Origin of the sequence: Kribbella albertanoniae (assembly GCF_004348455.1) — a bacterium.
GTDB lineage: Bacteria > Actinomycetota > Actinomycetes > Propionibacteriales > Kribbellaceae > Kribbella > Kribbella albertanoniae.
This window is the reverse complement of record NZ_SMKA01000236.1, coordinates 1-15,382: the sequence shown is the minus strand read 5'-3', so window position 1 is coordinate 15,382 and position 15,382 is coordinate 1. Positions and strand designations below refer to the sequence as shown.

The 15,382-nt window shown below is 67.3% G+C and carries 18 protein-coding genes; 10 read left to right on the top strand and 8 right to left on the bottom strand.

Going from position 1 to position 15,382, the window contains the following annotated elements:
- On the bottom strand, window positions 1-992 hold a 992-nt coding region (locus E1261_RS34655), incomplete at its 3' end, for a hypothetical protein (RefSeq protein WP_202875286.1).
- A gap of 127 nt (window positions 993-1,119) precedes the next feature.
- Here E1261_RS34655 and E1261_RS34650 point away from each other — a divergent pair.
- Both E1261_RS34650 and E1261_RS34645 read left to right on the top strand, forming a co-directional pair.
- Complete coding sequence (locus E1261_RS34650; protein WP_132413943.1) at window positions 1,120-2,052, top strand: helix-turn-helix transcriptional regulator; 933 nt, start codon at window positions 1,120-1,122, stop codon at window positions 2,050-2,052.
- Between the two features lie 16 nt (window positions 2,053-2,068).
- Complete coding sequence (locus tag E1261_RS34645; RefSeq protein WP_202875285.1) at window positions 2,069-2,419, top strand: metallopeptidase family protein; 351 nt, start codon at window positions 2,069-2,071, stop codon at window positions 2,417-2,419.
- A 55-nt stretch (window positions 2,420-2,474) separates the two neighbouring features.
- On the opposite strand, the gene E1261_RS34640 is transcribed toward E1261_RS34645, so the two are convergent.
- Together E1261_RS34640 and E1261_RS34635 are read right to left on the bottom strand one after the other, a co-directional pair.
- Entirely contained in the window at window positions 2,475-3,203 is a 729-nt protein-coding gene (locus tag E1261_RS34640) for a polyprenol monophosphomannose synthase (protein ID WP_132413941.1), read from the bottom strand.
- Window positions 3,204-3,304: 101 nt separating this feature from the next.
- Window positions 3,305-3,688, bottom strand: coding sequence for an STAS domain-containing protein (locus E1261_RS34635; RefSeq protein WP_132413939.1), 384 nt, complete (start codon window positions 3,686-3,688; stop codon window positions 3,305-3,307).
- A gap of 229 nt (window positions 3,689-3,917) precedes the next feature.
- Between E1261_RS34635 and E1261_RS34630 the strand changes: the two genes are divergently transcribed.
- From E1261_RS34630 to E1261_RS34620, 3 genes are all read left to right on the top strand, one after another.
- Entirely contained in the window at window positions 3,918-4,661 is a 744-nt protein-coding gene (locus tag E1261_RS34630) for an SDR family oxidoreductase (protein ID WP_132413937.1), read from the top strand.
- Window positions 4,658-5,383 carry a DNA alkylation repair protein gene (locus tag E1261_RS34625; protein ID WP_132413936.1) on the top strand — a complete coding sequence of 242 codons (726 nt, stop codon included), beginning with the start codon at window positions 4,658-4,660 and terminating at the stop codon, window positions 5,381-5,383. The genes E1261_RS34630 and E1261_RS34625 overlap by 4 nt, the downstream gene beginning before the upstream one ends.
- Before the next feature lie 80 nt (window positions 5,384-5,463).
- A complete protein-coding gene (locus tag E1261_RS34620; RefSeq protein ID WP_132413934.1) occupies window positions 5,464-6,279 on the top strand; it encodes a M23 family metallopeptidase in 816 nt (271 codons plus the stop codon).
- Here E1261_RS34620 and E1261_RS34615 read toward each other — a convergent pair.
- The 3 genes from E1261_RS34615 to E1261_RS34605 all read right to left on the bottom strand — a co-directional run bounded on the left by E1261_RS34615 (window position 6,219) and on the right by E1261_RS34605 (window position 9,328).
- Entirely contained in the window at window positions 6,219-7,043 is an 825-nt protein-coding gene (locus tag E1261_RS34615; RefSeq protein ID WP_132413933.1) for a CPBP family glutamic-type intramembrane protease, read from the bottom strand. The genes E1261_RS34620 and E1261_RS34615 overlap by 61 nt on opposite strands.
- Window positions 7,044-7,129: 86 nt before the next feature.
- A complete protein-coding gene (locus E1261_RS34610; protein ID WP_132413931.1) occupies window positions 7,130-8,599 on the bottom strand; it encodes an MFS transporter in 1,470 nt (489 codons plus the stop codon).
- A gap of 36 nt (window positions 8,600-8,635) precedes the next feature.
- Complete coding sequence (locus E1261_RS34605; RefSeq protein WP_132413929.1) at window positions 8,636-9,328, bottom strand: hypothetical protein; 693 nt, start codon at window positions 9,326-9,328, stop codon at window positions 8,636-8,638.
- A gap of 209 nt (window positions 9,329-9,537) precedes the next feature.
- Between E1261_RS34605 and E1261_RS34600 the strand changes: the two genes are divergently transcribed.
- Together E1261_RS34600 and E1261_RS34595 are read left to right on the top strand one after the other, a co-directional pair.
- Complete coding sequence (locus tag E1261_RS34600) at window positions 9,538-10,299, top strand: DUF4397 domain-containing protein (protein WP_238176609.1); 762 nt, start codon at window positions 9,538-9,540, stop codon at window positions 10,297-10,299.
- 74 nt (window positions 10,300-10,373) lie between these two features.
- Window positions 10,374-10,940, top strand: a complete 567-nt coding sequence (locus E1261_RS34595; protein ID WP_238176608.1) for a class F sortase — start codon at window positions 10,374-10,376, stop codon at window positions 10,938-10,940.
- A 1-nt stretch (window position 10,941) separates the two neighbouring features.
- Here E1261_RS34595 and E1261_RS34590 read toward each other — a convergent pair whose 3' ends face one another.
- Both E1261_RS34590 and E1261_RS34585 read right to left on the bottom strand, forming a co-directional pair.
- The gene (locus E1261_RS34590) at window positions 10,942-11,265 is read right to left on the bottom strand and encodes a cupin domain-containing protein (protein ID WP_238176607.1); all 324 of its coding nucleotides are present in this window, start codon (window positions 11,263-11,265) and stop codon (window positions 10,942-10,944) included.
- Window positions 11,265-12,308: a Gfo/Idh/MocA family protein gene (locus tag E1261_RS34585; RefSeq protein ID WP_132413925.1), complete on the bottom strand. Its 1,044-nt coding sequence runs from the start codon at window positions 12,306-12,308 to the stop codon at window positions 11,265-11,267. Before E1261_RS34585 ends, E1261_RS34590 begins: the two co-directional genes overlap by 1 nt.
- A gap of 64 nt (window positions 12,309-12,372) precedes the next feature.
- On the opposite strand from E1261_RS34585, the gene E1261_RS34580 reads away from it, so the two are divergent.
- From E1261_RS34580 to E1261_RS34570, 3 genes are all read left to right on the top strand, one after another.
- On the top strand, window positions 12,373-13,758 hold the full coding sequence (locus E1261_RS34580) for an aminotransferase-like domain-containing protein (RefSeq protein WP_132413924.1): 1,386 nt from the start codon (window positions 12,373-12,375) through the stop codon (window positions 13,756-13,758).
- 9 nt (window positions 13,759-13,767) lie between these two features.
- Window positions 13,768-14,385 (top strand): L-threonylcarbamoyladenylate synthase, encoded by a 618-nt coding sequence (locus E1261_RS34575; protein WP_132413923.1) that lies wholly within the window; start codon window positions 13,768-13,770, stop codon window positions 14,383-14,385.
- 82 nt (window positions 14,386-14,467) lie between these two features.
- Window positions 14,468-15,358, top strand: a complete 891-nt coding sequence (locus E1261_RS34570) for a peptidoglycan-binding domain-containing protein (RefSeq protein WP_132413922.1) — start codon at window positions 14,468-14,470, stop codon at window positions 15,356-15,358.
- Window positions 15,359-15,382 lie beyond the last annotated feature (24 nt).

The following is a 15,382-nucleotide window of genomic DNA, read 5'->3' as shown; positions in this document are numbered from 1 at the left end:
GTGCCGTGGTGGCCGGGGGCGGTGAAGCCGCAGTCGCCTACCTGGAAGAAGACCTGGCCGAACTGCTGGACGCGCTTCCACTGGAGGGCGCTGCCGCGGGCGTGGGTGAGGAAGTACGACGCGAAGCCGTCGGCCATGAGTTCGGCCCACCGGGTGGCTTCGGGGGCGGGGAGGTCGGTGCGCATCAGGTCGTCGGCGAACTGGATCTGGTGACCGAATTCATGCGCCAGGATCGCGCGCGGGGCCACGTCGCCGAGACCGACCTTGGCGAAGCCGTCGAGGACGCCGTCGCCGAGCACGATGCGGCGCACCGCCGTCGGGTAGCCAGGGATGACCTCGCCACCCGAGGCCGCGTAGGCGTTGAAGGTGAACACCGGCAGGTCGCCGTAGCCGAGGGCCGGGGTGTTCAGCTGGTCGGCGATCAGTTCGCCGATGGCCTGAGCCGTGACCGGGTCAACGCCGTACAGCGCGGTCAGGGCGCGGGCGCTCCGGGCCGGGTTGAGGAGAGTGTGGCCGTGGGCGGGGACCAGCTCGATGCCGGCAGAGGGGATGTCCCAGAACGTCCGCAGGCTGCGGTCCGCGCGGTCGACCTGTGCGGTGAAGGTACCCGCCGAGCCGTAGGTGAACGGGCCGCTCTGTGGCAGGTAGACCGCGTCAACCATGGGCAGGTCGAACAGCAGCACCAAGGTGGCAGCCAGACGCTGATCGGCCGTCCAGCTCGTCGTATCGGGTAGTACGGCGGACAGTACGGGCGCCGGTGCGCTCGAGCACTCGTACTGCGTCGGATCGATCGCGGCCAGCGCAGCGTCCTGCACCGAGCTGCGCTCCAACCCGAGCTGTGACCGGACAGCCTCCGCACGCGCCTTCAATGCCGGCAACTGCGCGGCAAGAGGGGACGACGACGGTGCGGTAGCCACGGCGCCGGAAGGCGCGGCGAGGCCGAGGGCGAGGCCCAGTACGGCGACCACCGGCCAGACGAGGTGTTTTCTCATGGAGGACTCCTGAAGCGCGAGGGGAACAGAGCACGGTCAGTATTGGCCGGTCACACCCCCGCTACGAGACGCCGGCGGTGTCAGAAACCGGCATGGCGGGAACCTGTCGCCGGTGGTACACAGGGGCATGGACGCGCTCCGCGCACTAGACCTCTCGCCGGAGGCGGAGAACCTCTACCTGGAACTGCTGCAGCACCCTGTAGAGCACCCACAGCCGCAGTACGTCGATGAGCTGGTCGCACTGGGCCTTGTGGAGCGCTCCGACGACGACGGCGTGCTCGTCCGCCCGCCACGACTCGCTCTGGACGCACTGGCCGAGCAGCACGCCAAGAGGGCCGCACTGGTCCGAGAGAGCGCCGAGGTCCTCACGGACCTCTGGCGGGCGGCGTCCGGCAAGCAGGACCACCTGGAGCTGCTTCCGACCTACGACGCCGTACAGTCCGTGATCGACTCGGTACAGACCGATGCGCAGCACCATGTACGAGCGATGACGATGGGCACGATCATGGCTCCACGCAAGGTGCAGATCGTGACCGGACTGTTCGATGCGCTCAAGCGCGGCGTCCGGTACGACGTGATCTACGGAGCGCACGTACTGCAGAACGCGGCCGCGCTCCACATGGCGCAGGAGTGCATCGACGCGGGTGAGCAGGCCCGCGTGTTCCCTCGCGTACCGCTCAACCTGACCCTGGTCGACCATCGCTGGGCCCTGGTCGCAGCCCGCTCGCAGCACACCCAGGCGGGCCCGGAGTTCGTGGCGATGGTGGTCCACGAGTCGGCGCTGCTCGGAGGGCTCGAGGGAATCTTCGACGCGCTCTGGCGGATCGCCGTACCGATCACCAACAGCACCGAGCTGAACGACGTCGAGGCCGGACCGAGTCTGGAGATCAAGCGGCTGCTGACCTACCTGAGCGCCGGGCTCACCGACGAGTCGATCGCGCGGGAGTTCGGGGTCAGCGAACGGACGATCGCGCGCCGGATCGGACGCCTTCAGGAAGCCCTTGGCGCGCAGACGCGGTTCCAGCTCGGCGTGCAGGCGTCACGGCAGGGCTGGTTGTAGTCCGTACGCTGGCAGTGTGATCGAGATGACTCGGGCGGACTTCGAGGTGCTGGTGGCTGAGGCGCTGGACGAGGTGCCGGGGGAACTGGCGGCGTTGATCGACAATGTGGCGATCTTCGTGGAGGACGATCCGCCGGCGGGCGGTCCCGAGCTGCTCGGGATCTACGAGGGGATCCCGTTGACGGAGCGCGGGCACTACTACGGCGGGGTGCTGCCGGACCGGATCACGATCTACCGGAATCCGACGCTGCGGATGTGCGAGACCGTCGAGGACGTCGTCGATGAGGTGAACATCACGGTGGTGCACGAGATCGCGCACCACTTCGGGATCGACGACGCCCGGCTGCACGAGCTCGGCTACGGCTGAGGGCACGCCGAAACCGCCGTACGGCGTGAACCGTACGGCGGTGGACGCAAAGAGCCTAGGAGCGGCTGAAGAGCAGCTTCCAGGGCATCAGGGCCGACTCGAGCTGGACCCGCAGGCTCATCTTGGAGACACCCTCGGTGCGCTCCTCGAAGTGGATCGGGACCTCGGCGATCCGCAGGCCGCGCTTCACCGTGCGGTAGTTCATCTCGACCTGGAACGAGTAGCCGTTGCTCTCGATCGAGGCGACGTCGATCCAGCGCAGGGTGTCGGCCTTCCAGGCCTTGAAGCCGGCGGTGGCGTCCTTCACGTGCAGCCGCAGCAGTGCGTTCACGTAGAAGTTGGCCCAGGCCGAGAGCGCCCGGCGATGCCAGCCCCACTCGGCCGCCGCGGAGCCGCCCTCGACGTACCGGGAGCCGATCACGAGGCCGGCGTCGGTGGTCCGCAGGGTCTCCACCATCAACGGGATGACCGACGCGGGGTGCGACAGGTCCGCGTCCATCTGGATGACGATGTCGGCGCCTTCGTTCAGCGCGCGGGTGATCCCGGCGATGTACGCGCGCCCGAGGCCGTCCTTGGTGGTGCGGTGCAGTACGCCGATCTTGTCCGGCGATTCCTTCGCCAGTTCGTCGGCGACGTCACCCGTACCGTCGGGGGAGTTGTCGTCGACGACCAGCAGTTCGAGCCCGGGCAGATTCAGGTCGGACAGCAGCCCGGCCAGGACGGGCAGGTTCTCCCGCTCGTTGTAGGTCGGTACGACGATCACGATCTTGGCTAAGTCACCCATGCCATTCCTTCTTCGGGGATACCGGACGCTACCGCACCTAACGTTCCAGACAGTGATGCGGTACGCCGGAAGCCGGTGTTGCCACCGGCAACCCGTGGAACTCAGAGCTCGGCGAGCGCTTCGGACGCCGAGGCGAAGATGCGGAACTGGCCACCCAGACCGGTGATCGCGAGTGGGCGATCGACCGGACGGCCGACGCCGACCAGGGCCAGGGTGATGTTGTGCCGGCCGGCCAGGGTGCGGGCCTCGACCAGGTTCCCGAGGCCGGCCGAGCTGAGGAAGGTGACGGCCGAAACGTCGATCAGCACCAGTCGCGCCGGTGGAGCGACGGCGGCCCGGATCGATTCGGAGGCGAAGTCGGTGGTGGCGATGTCGAGCTCGCCGGACAGGCGCACGAGCAGCACGCCCGGCTCCAGCTCTTCGGTGACCGCGTCGAACGTCGTTCTGATCATTTCGCCGTCCCGCGGCTCAGGCTGGCTTGTCACGCCGGTCTCTCCCCCGGGTAGTCCTGCGCCGCCGGTCCGTCCTGGCGGGTTGTACTGCCCTGGGGCAACCGTATGCCCCCACGGCTTAACGTCACAACGCCTGCTCGATGGATAAACCCGGAGCGTGACCTCCCCGTTGTAAGCGCTACCAAAAGTCAAGCGTTACAACGACGATGCGGACTGTCCCCGCCGGATGGTAGACAAAGAGCACTTCGGCGGAAGGATCGATATGGGCGTACTCGACGGCAAGGCAGCTCTCGTCACCGGTGGCTCGCGAGGGATCGGTGCAGCGATCGTACGGCGGCTGGCGGCGGACGGCGCTGTCGTCACCTTCACGTATTTGAACAGTGAAGCCAAAGCGGCCGATGTGGTCGCCGAGGTGAAGGCGGCCGGTGGTCAGGCGATCGCGGTGCAGTCCGACCAGGCCGACGTGTCCGCGGTGCCCGAGCTGTTCGAGCGCGCGGCCGAGCCGACCGGCACGCTCGACATCTTCGTCTGCAACGCGGCGCTGGCGACCATCGCGCCGATCGCGGATGTCACCGAGTCCATGTACGACGAACTGTTCGCGACCAACCTGCGCGGCCCGTTCTTCGCGATCCAGCGGGCGGCTCAAGTGCTGCCCGACGGCGGTCGGATCATCGCGCTCTCGACGCTCAACACGGCGATGCCGGTCCCGACCGTCGCGCTGTACGCCGCCAGCAAAGCCGGGCTGGAGCAGTTCGTGAAGATCGCCGCCCGCGAGTACGGCGCCCGCGGGATCACCGTCAACTCGGTCTCGCCGGGAGCGACCGCGACCGAGATGTTCTACGACAACAACCCGGCCGAGGTCCAGGAGATGCTGATCAGCGTGACCGCCCTGGCCAGGGTCGGTCAGCCGGCCGATATCGCCGACGTCGTCGGTTTCCTGGCCGGCCCGGACAGCCGCTGGATCACCGGCCAGAACCTCCGGGCCAGTGGCGGCATGCTGATATGACCGCAGCAGCTCTGACCGCGGCCACCCTGCTGGCCGAGATTGACGACGCCGCGGATCCCCAGGTGGCTGAGGTCCTCGAGCGCTACTTCCAGCTCCAGCCCGGCGGCTACGGGTACGGCGATCAGATGGTGGGCGTGAAGCTCTCGACGATCCGCGGATTGCTCAAGCCGTATCTCCGAGCTGCGGTCCCGCTCGATGAGCTCGAGCAAGCCCTGACCAGCCCGATCCACGAGCACCGGCTGGCCATCCTCTGCCTGCTCGCCGACCGAGCCGCCAAGGGCAAGGGCAACGAGCGACCAGAGATCTACGATCTCTACCTCCGCAGTACGGCGTACATCAACAACTGGGATCTGGTCGACTGCAGCGCCTCAGAGATCGTCGGCGGCCATCTGATCGACAAGTCACGTGACGTCCTGACCACTCTCGTCCACTCGGAGTCGCTCTGGGAGCGCCGGATCGCCCTGGTCGCGACCCACTGGTTCATCAGACGCGGTGAGAGCGAGGACATCTACCACCTGGCGCCCGAAGTCTTCGACGACCGTGAGGACCTGATCCACAAGGCGGCGGGCTGGATGCTGCGCGAGGCGGGCAAACGCGTGTCCGAGGAGGAGCTCCGGGTCTTCCTCGACGAGCACGCACCGGCGATGCCGCGGACGATGCTGCGCTACGCGATCGAGCGGCTGCCGGCTGACGTTCGTGCCCACTACCGCGCGCGGCGCTAACTGTTCGGCCAGGCTCGAAAGGACTGCATCACCGGGTACGGCGGATCTACGGTGGGCGGACCCGATGAAAGGCCCGCCTCATGAAGCTCATCCGTCTGGCCACGCTGGCGGTTCTGGTCGCCGCCGGCCTGTACGCCGCTCCGACGTCGGCCTCCGCCGTCGAGGAACCGTTCTTCCAGATGCCGGTCCCGTGCGGCGAGACCTGGACGATGTCCACGCACAGCGGACACAACCCGCCGGAGAAGCTTGACCTGATCAACAGGTCCGGCCGGACCCATGGTGCGCCGACGCTGGCCTCGGCTGAGGGAACGGTCACCTTCTCGGGCTACGTGACGGACGCCGGAAACATGGTGGTCATCAACCACGGAGACAACGGCTGGCAGACCCGCTACCTGCACCTCGACACCCGGACCGTCGCGGTCGGCGCCAGGGTTGCCGTAGGCACCCAGATCGGCACCGTCGGCAACACCGGCACCAACTCCAGCGGATCGCATCTGCACTACGAGCAGAAGCTGAACGGCACCGTCCTGCAGCCCAAGTTCCGCGGCGTCGTGGTCCCGCGGAAGTGGGAGTACTTCACGTACTACGAGACGAGCGAGAACTGCAGCGGTCCCGTCGCAACCAAATTCTGGGTGGACACGTTCCAGGACGCGCCCGGTTACGCCTCTCCTGGCGTCAACCCGTCGACGGGCACGCTGAAGAAGGGCACGAGTTACGTCTACTGCCGCGTGTGGGGCCCTGAGGTCCGGGTCGGCACGTCCTTCAACCACTGGTGGCTGAAGACCGATCTAGACATCGGCCCGGCCAACCAGTATGTCTCGGCCTTCGCCCTGGCTCATTGGGGCAACGACGTGGCCAAGGACAACTGGGGCCGGGAGATCAAGAACTGCACGTAGTAGACGAGGGCGGCGAGCACCAGGTACGCCGGGACGAGCAGCAGCACGTCCTGGTTGATCACGCTCGCCGACCAACCGGCGTCACGCTTGGCGCCGTCGATGGTCAGCCGGTTCACCGTGAGGAAGGTCAGATGCGTTGCGACACTGGCCCACAGTGAACCGGTGGCCACGCGGGCGGCGATGAGCGTGAACCCGAAGATCGTCAGCAGGAACAGGTACGACACGAGGTCCTCGCCCGGGGGCGCGAAACTCAGCTCCTGGGTGTTCTGTTCGAAGATGGTCCCGAGAATGAGCTGCACGGCCGACGAGATCCCCGGCACGAGCAGGAACAACGCCGTGGTCCCGATCGCAGCCAGCAGACCGCGGTACCGCGGTCGCAGCGCACTCCACGTGTGACCACGCAGACTGATCTCCTCCGGCAGAGCCTCGAGCAGCAGCGCGATGATCGTGTTCGTCAGCAGGAACAGCAGCACGCGATGCAGGTCGAACCGCCCCCAGCTGATCCACCCGGCGAGGGTGCCCGCGCCGAGCACGACGGCCGCGCTGCCGCCCGTCACCAGCAGCCCAGTGAGCAACCCGCGCGCCGCGTTCCGTAGTCCCAGCTCCTGGCGCCGCCGGAACGGCCGGATCAGCAGGATGGCGACCACCGCACACACCACTGCAGGCACATACCGGTTGTTCACCGCCTCGGAGACCGTGATCGAGCACCCCAGTGCGAACCCCATCGCCGCGGCTCCGAATGCCGCCCGCCACCACACGTTCACCCCGTACCTCCCCAGATCGCTTACCGGCGAGCATATCGCACGACCGTGTCAAAAAGATCCGGGTTTGTCGACATGTCGGCCAGCGGTCAGCGCGCGACCTCCCTGTACGGCGGTGCGTCCAGCGCGCAGTGCCGATGATGCAGGACCTGCACCGTACGGCGCCTGGTCCCGTCTCCGAGCGTGGTCCACGCGATCACGGCCCCGGCAGCGGCGAGCACGGCCGAGATGATCAACGCCCGGTGAAAGCTGTTGCTAAAGGCAACAGGATCCCGGTACGACTCCCCGGTGATCCCCGCCGCCATCGGAATCGCGGCGACGGCCATCAGTTGCGCGGACCGGGCAATCGCGTTGTTCACCCCAGAGGCAATCCCCGCGTGATGGTCCTCGACCGACGACAACACGGTCGCCGTCAATGGCGCCACTGTCGCAACCAATCCAAGACCCAGTACGACGACCGCCGGCAGCACGTCGGTGACGTACTGCGCACCAGGTGAGATCCGCAGCATCAGCAGGAACCCGCCTGCCATCAGCAACGGCCCCACCGTCATCGGTATTCGGGCCCCGATCTTCTCGGCCAGTCCACCTGCCCACCCAGACAGGAAGAACATCAACGCGGTCATCGGTAGCAACGACGCCCCGGCCCAGATTGCGGCGTACCCAAGTGCTGTCTGGAAGTAGACGACTACCAGGAACGTCGCCGTACCGAGGGCGCCGTAAACCACCACGGTCACCAGGTTCGCCCCGGTGAAGCGGCGGTTGGCGAAGATGCCCGGTGGCAGCATCGGATGCGAACTGCGCCGCTCGACCTCGACGAAGACGCCGAAAGCAATCAGCCCGACCACCAGACTGGCGATCACCGGCGCATTGCCGAAGCCGCTCTCACCTGCCTGAATCAGTCCGAACGTGAAGCCGGCCAAGCCGATCGTGGCCAGGCATGCGCCGCCGAGGTCGAGCTTGCCGGCCATCGTCTCGTCCCGTGTCTCCGGCACATGTTTCAGCGTGACCAGGATGGTGAGGAGCGCGATCGGTGCGTTGATCAGGAAGATCAACCGCCAGGAACCGCTGTCCACCAAGGTCCCGCCGACGAACGGCCCGATCGCCGCAGCGACCGAGGTGAGCCCGGACCAGGTCCCGACTGCCTTGCCGCGATCGCCTGGCGCGAACGTCGTCTGCAGGATCGCGAGACTGCCCGGCGTGAGCAGCGCGCCGCCGATGCCTTGCAGCACCCGCCCGGCGATCATCACCTCGAGATTCGGTGCGATCGTGCAGATCACCGAGGCCACCGCGAACCAGGCAACGCCGATCACATACATCCGGCGTCGGCCGAGCCGGTCGCCGAGCGAGCCGCTGAGCAGGATCAGCGACGCCAGCATCAGCATGTAGCCGTTGACGATCCATTGCAGACCGGCCATATCGGCGCCGAGGTCCTCGCCCATCGCGGGCAGCGCGACGTTGACCACCGTGCCGTCGAGGAATGCCATCCCCGACCCGAGTGCCGTGGCCGCCAGCACCCACCGCGCTCGCGCGGTCCCCAATGCGATCCGTTCCTCCGCCATGAACTCACAGTAAGCGGCCCTTCGGACAAAACTGCATCAGGGCAGGTCGAACTGGATCACCACCAGTGCGTTGGCGACCGGAATGTCCGGCTGGATCGTCAGCGCCGGCGGATCGCCGACCGCGCAACGGGTCTCCGGAAGCAACGGGCAAACGGCATTCAGCAGTCCGCCGGACACCGAAACCGTTGTGGGCAAGGTGGGCTCGGCGGGTGCGATCAGCGGGCGCAACGCAGCCGCGGCGCGCTCCGGCCGCTGCGGTGTACGGCGAACCGTCGTACCGGTCAACCGATACGTCAACCTGAGCTTCTTGGCGGCCGAAATCAGCGGCAGATCCCGAGTGGTCTCCACCGTGGTCACGTCGAGCGGCACCAGTTGATCATCGGCCAGCAACTGCAGATCGGACGCCCGCGGAGCCGTCTTCGTCATCAACCCAGGCAACTGCTCCCCGGAGGTAGGAACCTGCAGTTGCAGTACGTCGACCGCCGCCAGCAGCATCACCTCCTCGACCATGTCGAACGACCCGTCGGCCCGCGGTACGGCGGTCAGCCGGATGCCCGGCGCGGTGACGCCCGGACCCGGCGTCTCGGGCGATTCCGACTGGCCGGGCGGCTGGATGGCCTCGGTATCGCCGGTCCCCGGAGTGGGCGCCACGGGATCGGGATCGCCGGAACAGCCACCGAGCGCCAGGAGCAGCGCAGCCACCATCAGCACCCGCCTGCGATGTGCCATCACTCATCGCCCCCAAGAAACGGATCCGGTGCGGCCCGCTGCCTCTGGCGGCCGGATCGGTTTGCGCTTACGATACGCCGCAATTCGCCGAGTCCGGCAAAGGTGGGGGTAATTCAAACGCACGTATTTCAGGGGGGCAAATGCAGAAACGTAGCGTGTTCGGGCATCTTCGATCGGTATTTTCGAGAATGCCAGGTCCGGTAATTCTGGTGATCGCTGTCGTGGCGGCTCCGGCCGTCTTCGCGATACCGGCGCAGGGAGCCGCCGGAGGCAATCTCTACATCGTCCAGGGCCTGCCCGGGCGGACGCTCGACATCAGCATCGACGGTCGTGAAGTAGCCACCAAGGTGCCGGCCGCCAAACTGATCGGCCCGCTCGGCGTCTCGGCCGGGCAGCGCACAATCACTGCAAAACAAGGCGGAAAGGTCGTCATCGAGCGTCAGGTGACGGTCGCTTCCGGCGGCAGTCTGGACGTGGTGATCCACCAGCCGGCCTCGCCGGGCGGCGCTCCGGTGATCACGTCGTACACGAACAAGCTGACTGCGGTCGCGGCCGATAAAGCGGCGGTCCGGGTCGCGCACACGGCCGCGGTCGGGCCGGCCGATATCCGGGTGAACGGTCAGGTCCTGTTCGCGAATGTCGCGAACGGGGAATCACTCGACGTAGTCGTCCCGGCGGCCACTTACCGTGTCGACATCGTGCCTGCCGGTGCGAAGTCACCTGTTGTTCTCGGTCCGGTGGATTTGCCGGTGAAGGCAGGATATCTGACCCGGGTTTTCGCGGTCGGCGCACCGAGCCAGAAGACGATGACGGTCGCGGTCGGCACGATCAAACTCGGCCCGGCCGGAACCCCGAAGCCCAAGGTCGTCAACACCGGAGCCGGCCCCGACCAGACCGCAACGCTGGCCGGGATCGCGCTTCTGCTTCTCCTGGGCACGGCAATCACTGTCAGAAGGGTGAAACGCCGCTGAGGAGGCTGCTGTTCGGACTGCTGCTGTGCTGCTGCGTGGGCTTGGTGGGGTGCGCCGCGCAGTTGGACGGAGCCGTGCCGAGCACCGGGGTGGACGGCGCAGCGCCGTCGTCCACCCCTTTCGACACGGCCATCACGGGCACGGTTTCACCCGGCCGCATCGGTACGCCGGCGCCCAGCCAGCGCATCCGGTTCGTGCCGACCGAGGTGGTGCTGCCCGGCGGTGCCGACGCACCCGTCCTCCCCGCTGGCACGGTCAACGGCCAGTTGCAGGTGCCGTCCGGTGCGCAACGCGTCGGCTGGTGGGACGGCGGCGCCGAGGCCGGTGACCCCTTTGGCTCGATCGTTCTGGCCGGTCACGTCGACACGAAGACCGAGGGCCTCGGATTCTTCGCGCGCCTGCGGAAAGCCGAGCCCGGCGAGTACGTCGTACTGCGTGCTGCCGGCCGAAGTGCGACGTACCGGATTGTCTCGAAGATGTCCGTCCCGAAGGACGCCTTGGCCACCCGCAGCGGTGCCTTCGACCAGACGGGCGATCATCGGCTCGTCCTGATCACCTGCACGGGCGCCTACGATGCCAAGAACGGTGGCTACGAAGAGAATCTCGTGGTCACCGCGACCGCGGTCGGCCTGGCGAAGTAGGTCACTCGCCCACGACCTGCCGCTCCGGACTCGAGAACGCGATCACGAAGATCGCCTCGTCCGCACCCAGATTGCGCGCGTTGTGGACGCGACCGGCCGGGATGCTGATCGTGTCGCCCGGCCCCATCCGGACGCGTTCGTCGTCGACGCTGTGCTCGATCGTCCCTTGCAGGACATGCAGAACCTCGTCGCAGTTCGGGTGATAGTGGCGCGGATTCTGCTCACCCGGTCGGATATAGCAGCGCCCGACCGTCATGGTCGTGGAGTTGCCCAAGGCACCGGACACCATCCACTCCAGCCGTCCCCACGGCTGTTCCTCGATCATCATCGGTACCTTTCGTACAGGTCGAGAATCATCCGGACATCGGCCAAGGTCCCTTTCTCTACTGGCTTTCCGGCCAGCACGCTCTCGCAGAAGTGCACGACTTCGGGGACATAACCGAGGTAGAACAGGTTCTTGTTGTAGAGCTGCCCGAGCGAGAACTCCGGCTCCCAGTACAACGGCGCGACCTCGTCACCGGCGATGAACGACGCCGATCGCCCGTACGGCAACTCGACTCCACGCCGGTAGTAAGTCAGCCGCACGCCGTTGTCCACGACGACATGGGCGCCGTCTCCGATCACCTCGACCCGCTCCAGCGGAGCGCCGGGTGCCGAGCCGGCCGCGAGGTGCAGAGAGCCGATCGCGCCGGATTCGAACAGCAAGCTGGACACCGAGGCCCCCGTCCGCGGCTCCCATTCGTAACTGAGCCGCCGTACCGGGCCCATCAGGTAGGTGAGGATCGCGGCCGGATGGAAGATGTGGTCGAGGAAGCCGATCATCGCGACGTCGTCGGACCGATCGGCCGGTGCCGGCAACGCCTGTGGATAACGCACCGCGATCGAACTGACCGGCCCAAACGAAGGATCCCTCAGGATCGCGGCCACCTTCTCGATCGCCGGGGTGAAGATCTTCTTCAGCCCGGTCATCACGGTCAGCCCGGTCTCGTCGGCGACGGCCTGCAGGCGGTCGAGTTGCGCGAGCCCGGCCGCCGTCGGTTTCTCCATCCACACATGCGCTCCGGCCCGCAGACAGTCCTCGGCCAAGGCTGTCGCCTGCACGTCACCGCTGTCTGTGTACGACGTGACGATGAAGACCGCGTCGGGTCGTTCGGCAGCCAGCATCGCGTGATGATCGGCGTACGCCGCCGGTGCGCCGAACCCGCGCGCATAGGTCTGGGCGCGGTCGAGGTCGACATCGCAGATCGCGACGAGGTCGACCGGTGCGTACTGGAAGGCCGGGTAGACGTTGCGGTACGAGTGCCCGCCGGCGCCGATGAACGCGCAGCGCAGCCGTTCGGCGTACTCGAACTGATAGGTGACGCTCATGGGGTCAACCCTGACCCGGCCGGTGCGATGATCTCCAGAGCCACATCGCCGAAATTGGACTCGAATGGACAGGATCACCACCGAGCAGCTGACCCGGATGCTGGTAGGGACCGGTACGCCGACAGGTCCGCTCTACCGGCGGTTGAGCGAGAGCCTGGCCGAGCTGATCGATCGGGGTGAACTGCCACCCGGCGCGCTCCTGCCGCCCGAACGGGCGCTCGCCGTGGCCCTCACGGTGAGCCGGACGACGGTCGTCGCGGCGTACCAGGAACTGCAGACCAGCGGCCGGCTCGAGCGGCGGCGAGGCAGCGGGACCAGGGTGCGGACGCATGCCCGGCATACCGTGTCGAGCTGGGAGCTCGCTGGGGATCACGCGTCCAGTCAGTTCCTCGATGGGACGCCCGCGATCGACTTCATGACGGCCGCGCTGCCGAGTCTTGGGATCGTTGCCGACGTGGCCGCGAGTCTGACGCGGGACGACTACCTGCAACTGACGACCACCCATCACGGCTACCACCTCAAGGGTCTGCCCTCGCTGCGCGAGCGGATCGCCCGCTGGTACGGCGGTTCGACCGCGCCCGACGACATCCTGATCACGTCAGGAGCCCAGCAGGCGCTGGAACTCGTGGCGCGGGGCTGCCTGCAGCCGGGCGACCGCGTGATCGTCGAGGAACCGACGTACCGGGGAGCGTTGGACGCCTTCGCGCGCACCGGCAGCAGACTGCGGACGGTCCCGATGGACGGTGACGGTCTCGACGTAGACGCGCTGGAGAAGCTGCTGGTCGCCGAGGCGCCGCGGCTGGTCTACGTGCAGTCCCCAGGGCACAACCCGACCGGTGTCGTGATGTCCGCCGACCGCCGCCGACGCCTACGACGGCTCCTGGACAGGTACGAGTTCGTGCTGGTCGACGACACTTCACTCGCCGGTACGTCGCTCGCGCCCACCGACTCGACGTTGGGGACACACGATCGCCTGGTCACGGTCGGCTCGATGAGCAAGCTGTTCTGGGGCGGTTTGCGGCTCGGCTGGATCCGCGGTGCTCCGCAGACGGTCGGTCGGCTCGCGCAGGTCCGGGGCATCAGCGATCTGGGCAGCTCGCTAGTCGCTCAAGAGGTGGCCCGGCGGCTCTTCGATCACTACGAGGACGCGGTGGCAGAACGCCGTACAACACTGCCTGTGCAGCTGCGCGTGCTGACCGGTCTCCTCCAGCAACACCTGCCTGAGTGGACCTGGCATGAACCGCGCGCGGGCGCGTCGCTCTGGGTCCGCCTGCCGGACCGAACTGCGACCCAGTGGAGCCAGCTCGTTTCCCGGTACGGCGTCGCCCTGCTGCCCGGCGCTGTCTTCGGGGCGGCCGACGATCACACGCGGATCCCGTTAATGCTGCCTGAGGCGACGCTGCGCGAAGGGATCGAACGGGTGGCTCACGCAGCGCGCGAGCGGCGGTAGGCTCGGCAGGTGGCCAGGTATTTCGATGTGCATCCGGAGAATCCTCAGAAGCGTGCGGTCGGTCAGGTCGTCGAGATGGTTCGCGGCGGCGGGCTGATCGCCTATCCGACCGACTCAGGTTTCGCCCTCGGCTGTGCGCTGGGCAACCGGGACGGGATCGACCGGATCAGATCCATCCGGCAGTTGGACGACAAGCACCACTTCACGTTGATGTGCCAGAACTTCGCCCAGCTCGGGCAGTTCGTGCACATCAACAACGCCGTCTTCCGCTCGATCAAGGCGGCGACCCCGGGCAGTTACACGTTCATCCTGCCGGCCACCAAGGAAGTTCCGAAGCGGCTGCTGCACCCCAAGAAGAAGACGGTCGGCGTCCGGATCCCCGATCACGTGGTCACCCAGGCGCTCCTCGAGGAGCTCGGCGAACCGATGCTGTCGAGCACGCTGCTGCTGCCCGGGCGCGAGGAGCCGATGACCCAGGGCTGGGAGATCAAGGAAGAGCTCGACAATCAGGTCGACGGTGTCGTCGACGGCGAGACCGGGATCGAGCCGACCACGGTGATCGACCTGTCCGAGGACTTCCCCGAGGTGGTCCGGGTGGGTGCCGGCGATCCGTCGCCTTTCGAGTAGGGCCTTGCGCTGACGGTAATCGATGCCGGATTGTGGCGAGGGACCGTAAGTTAGTTCCCTCTCCCGCCCCGGAGGATCACCCATGCGACGTCTCCTGGTCGTACTCCTCGCTCTGACCCTCGCCCTCGTTCCGACCAGCGCCAGCGCGTACGCGAACGCCTTCTTCCCGACTCAGAGCAGCGGCAACCGCGGCGCCGACGTACTGGCGATCCAGTACCTGCTGCAGCACCACGGCCAGGCCGCCCCGGCCGACGGCGTCTTCGGCCCCTCAACAGTCGATGCGGCCAAGGCCTTCCAGACCGCCAAGGGCCTTGGCGCCGACGGCATCGTCGGCCCGCAGACCTGGGCCGCGCTCGCGCCCACCATCCGCTCCGGCGACAACAACGCCGCCGTCAAAGCCCTCCAGATCGAGCTGAACGCCAAGCGCCGCCTCAGCCTCCCCGTCGACGGCATCTTCAGTACGGCGGTCCGCGACGCAGTCGCCGCCTTCCAGACGCACGCCGGGATCGGCTCGGACGGCATCGTCGGCCCGATCACCTGGCGCAACCTCGCCTGGCACTACGACTACCCCGACTTCACCGCCAACCTCTGCGACCAGGACCCCGACGGCAACGGCACAGCCGCCAACTGGGCCACCTCAGCCGCGGTTGCGCAACTCGAGCAGGCCGCCCGCTCCTTCGCTTCAACAGCCCAAGGCAAGGTCCCGTACGGCGACGCCGGCTTCGAACACGGCGGCGACATCCCCGGCCACGGCAGCCACGAGGTAGGCCTCGACATCGACCTCTGGCCCATCCGCACCGACAACGCCCAATGCACCGCCGGCCGCATCACCTGGCAATCCACCACCTACGACCGAGCCGCCACCCGCCAACTGATATGGAGTGACCTGCTGTCAAGAGGCAAGGGTGAGGCGCCCGGCTGGGTTGTTCCCGGTCGGGCGCCTCGTGGCTTCGTGGATCAGCTGTGGTGGTGAGCGTGTCGTTGGCGACGCGCGGTC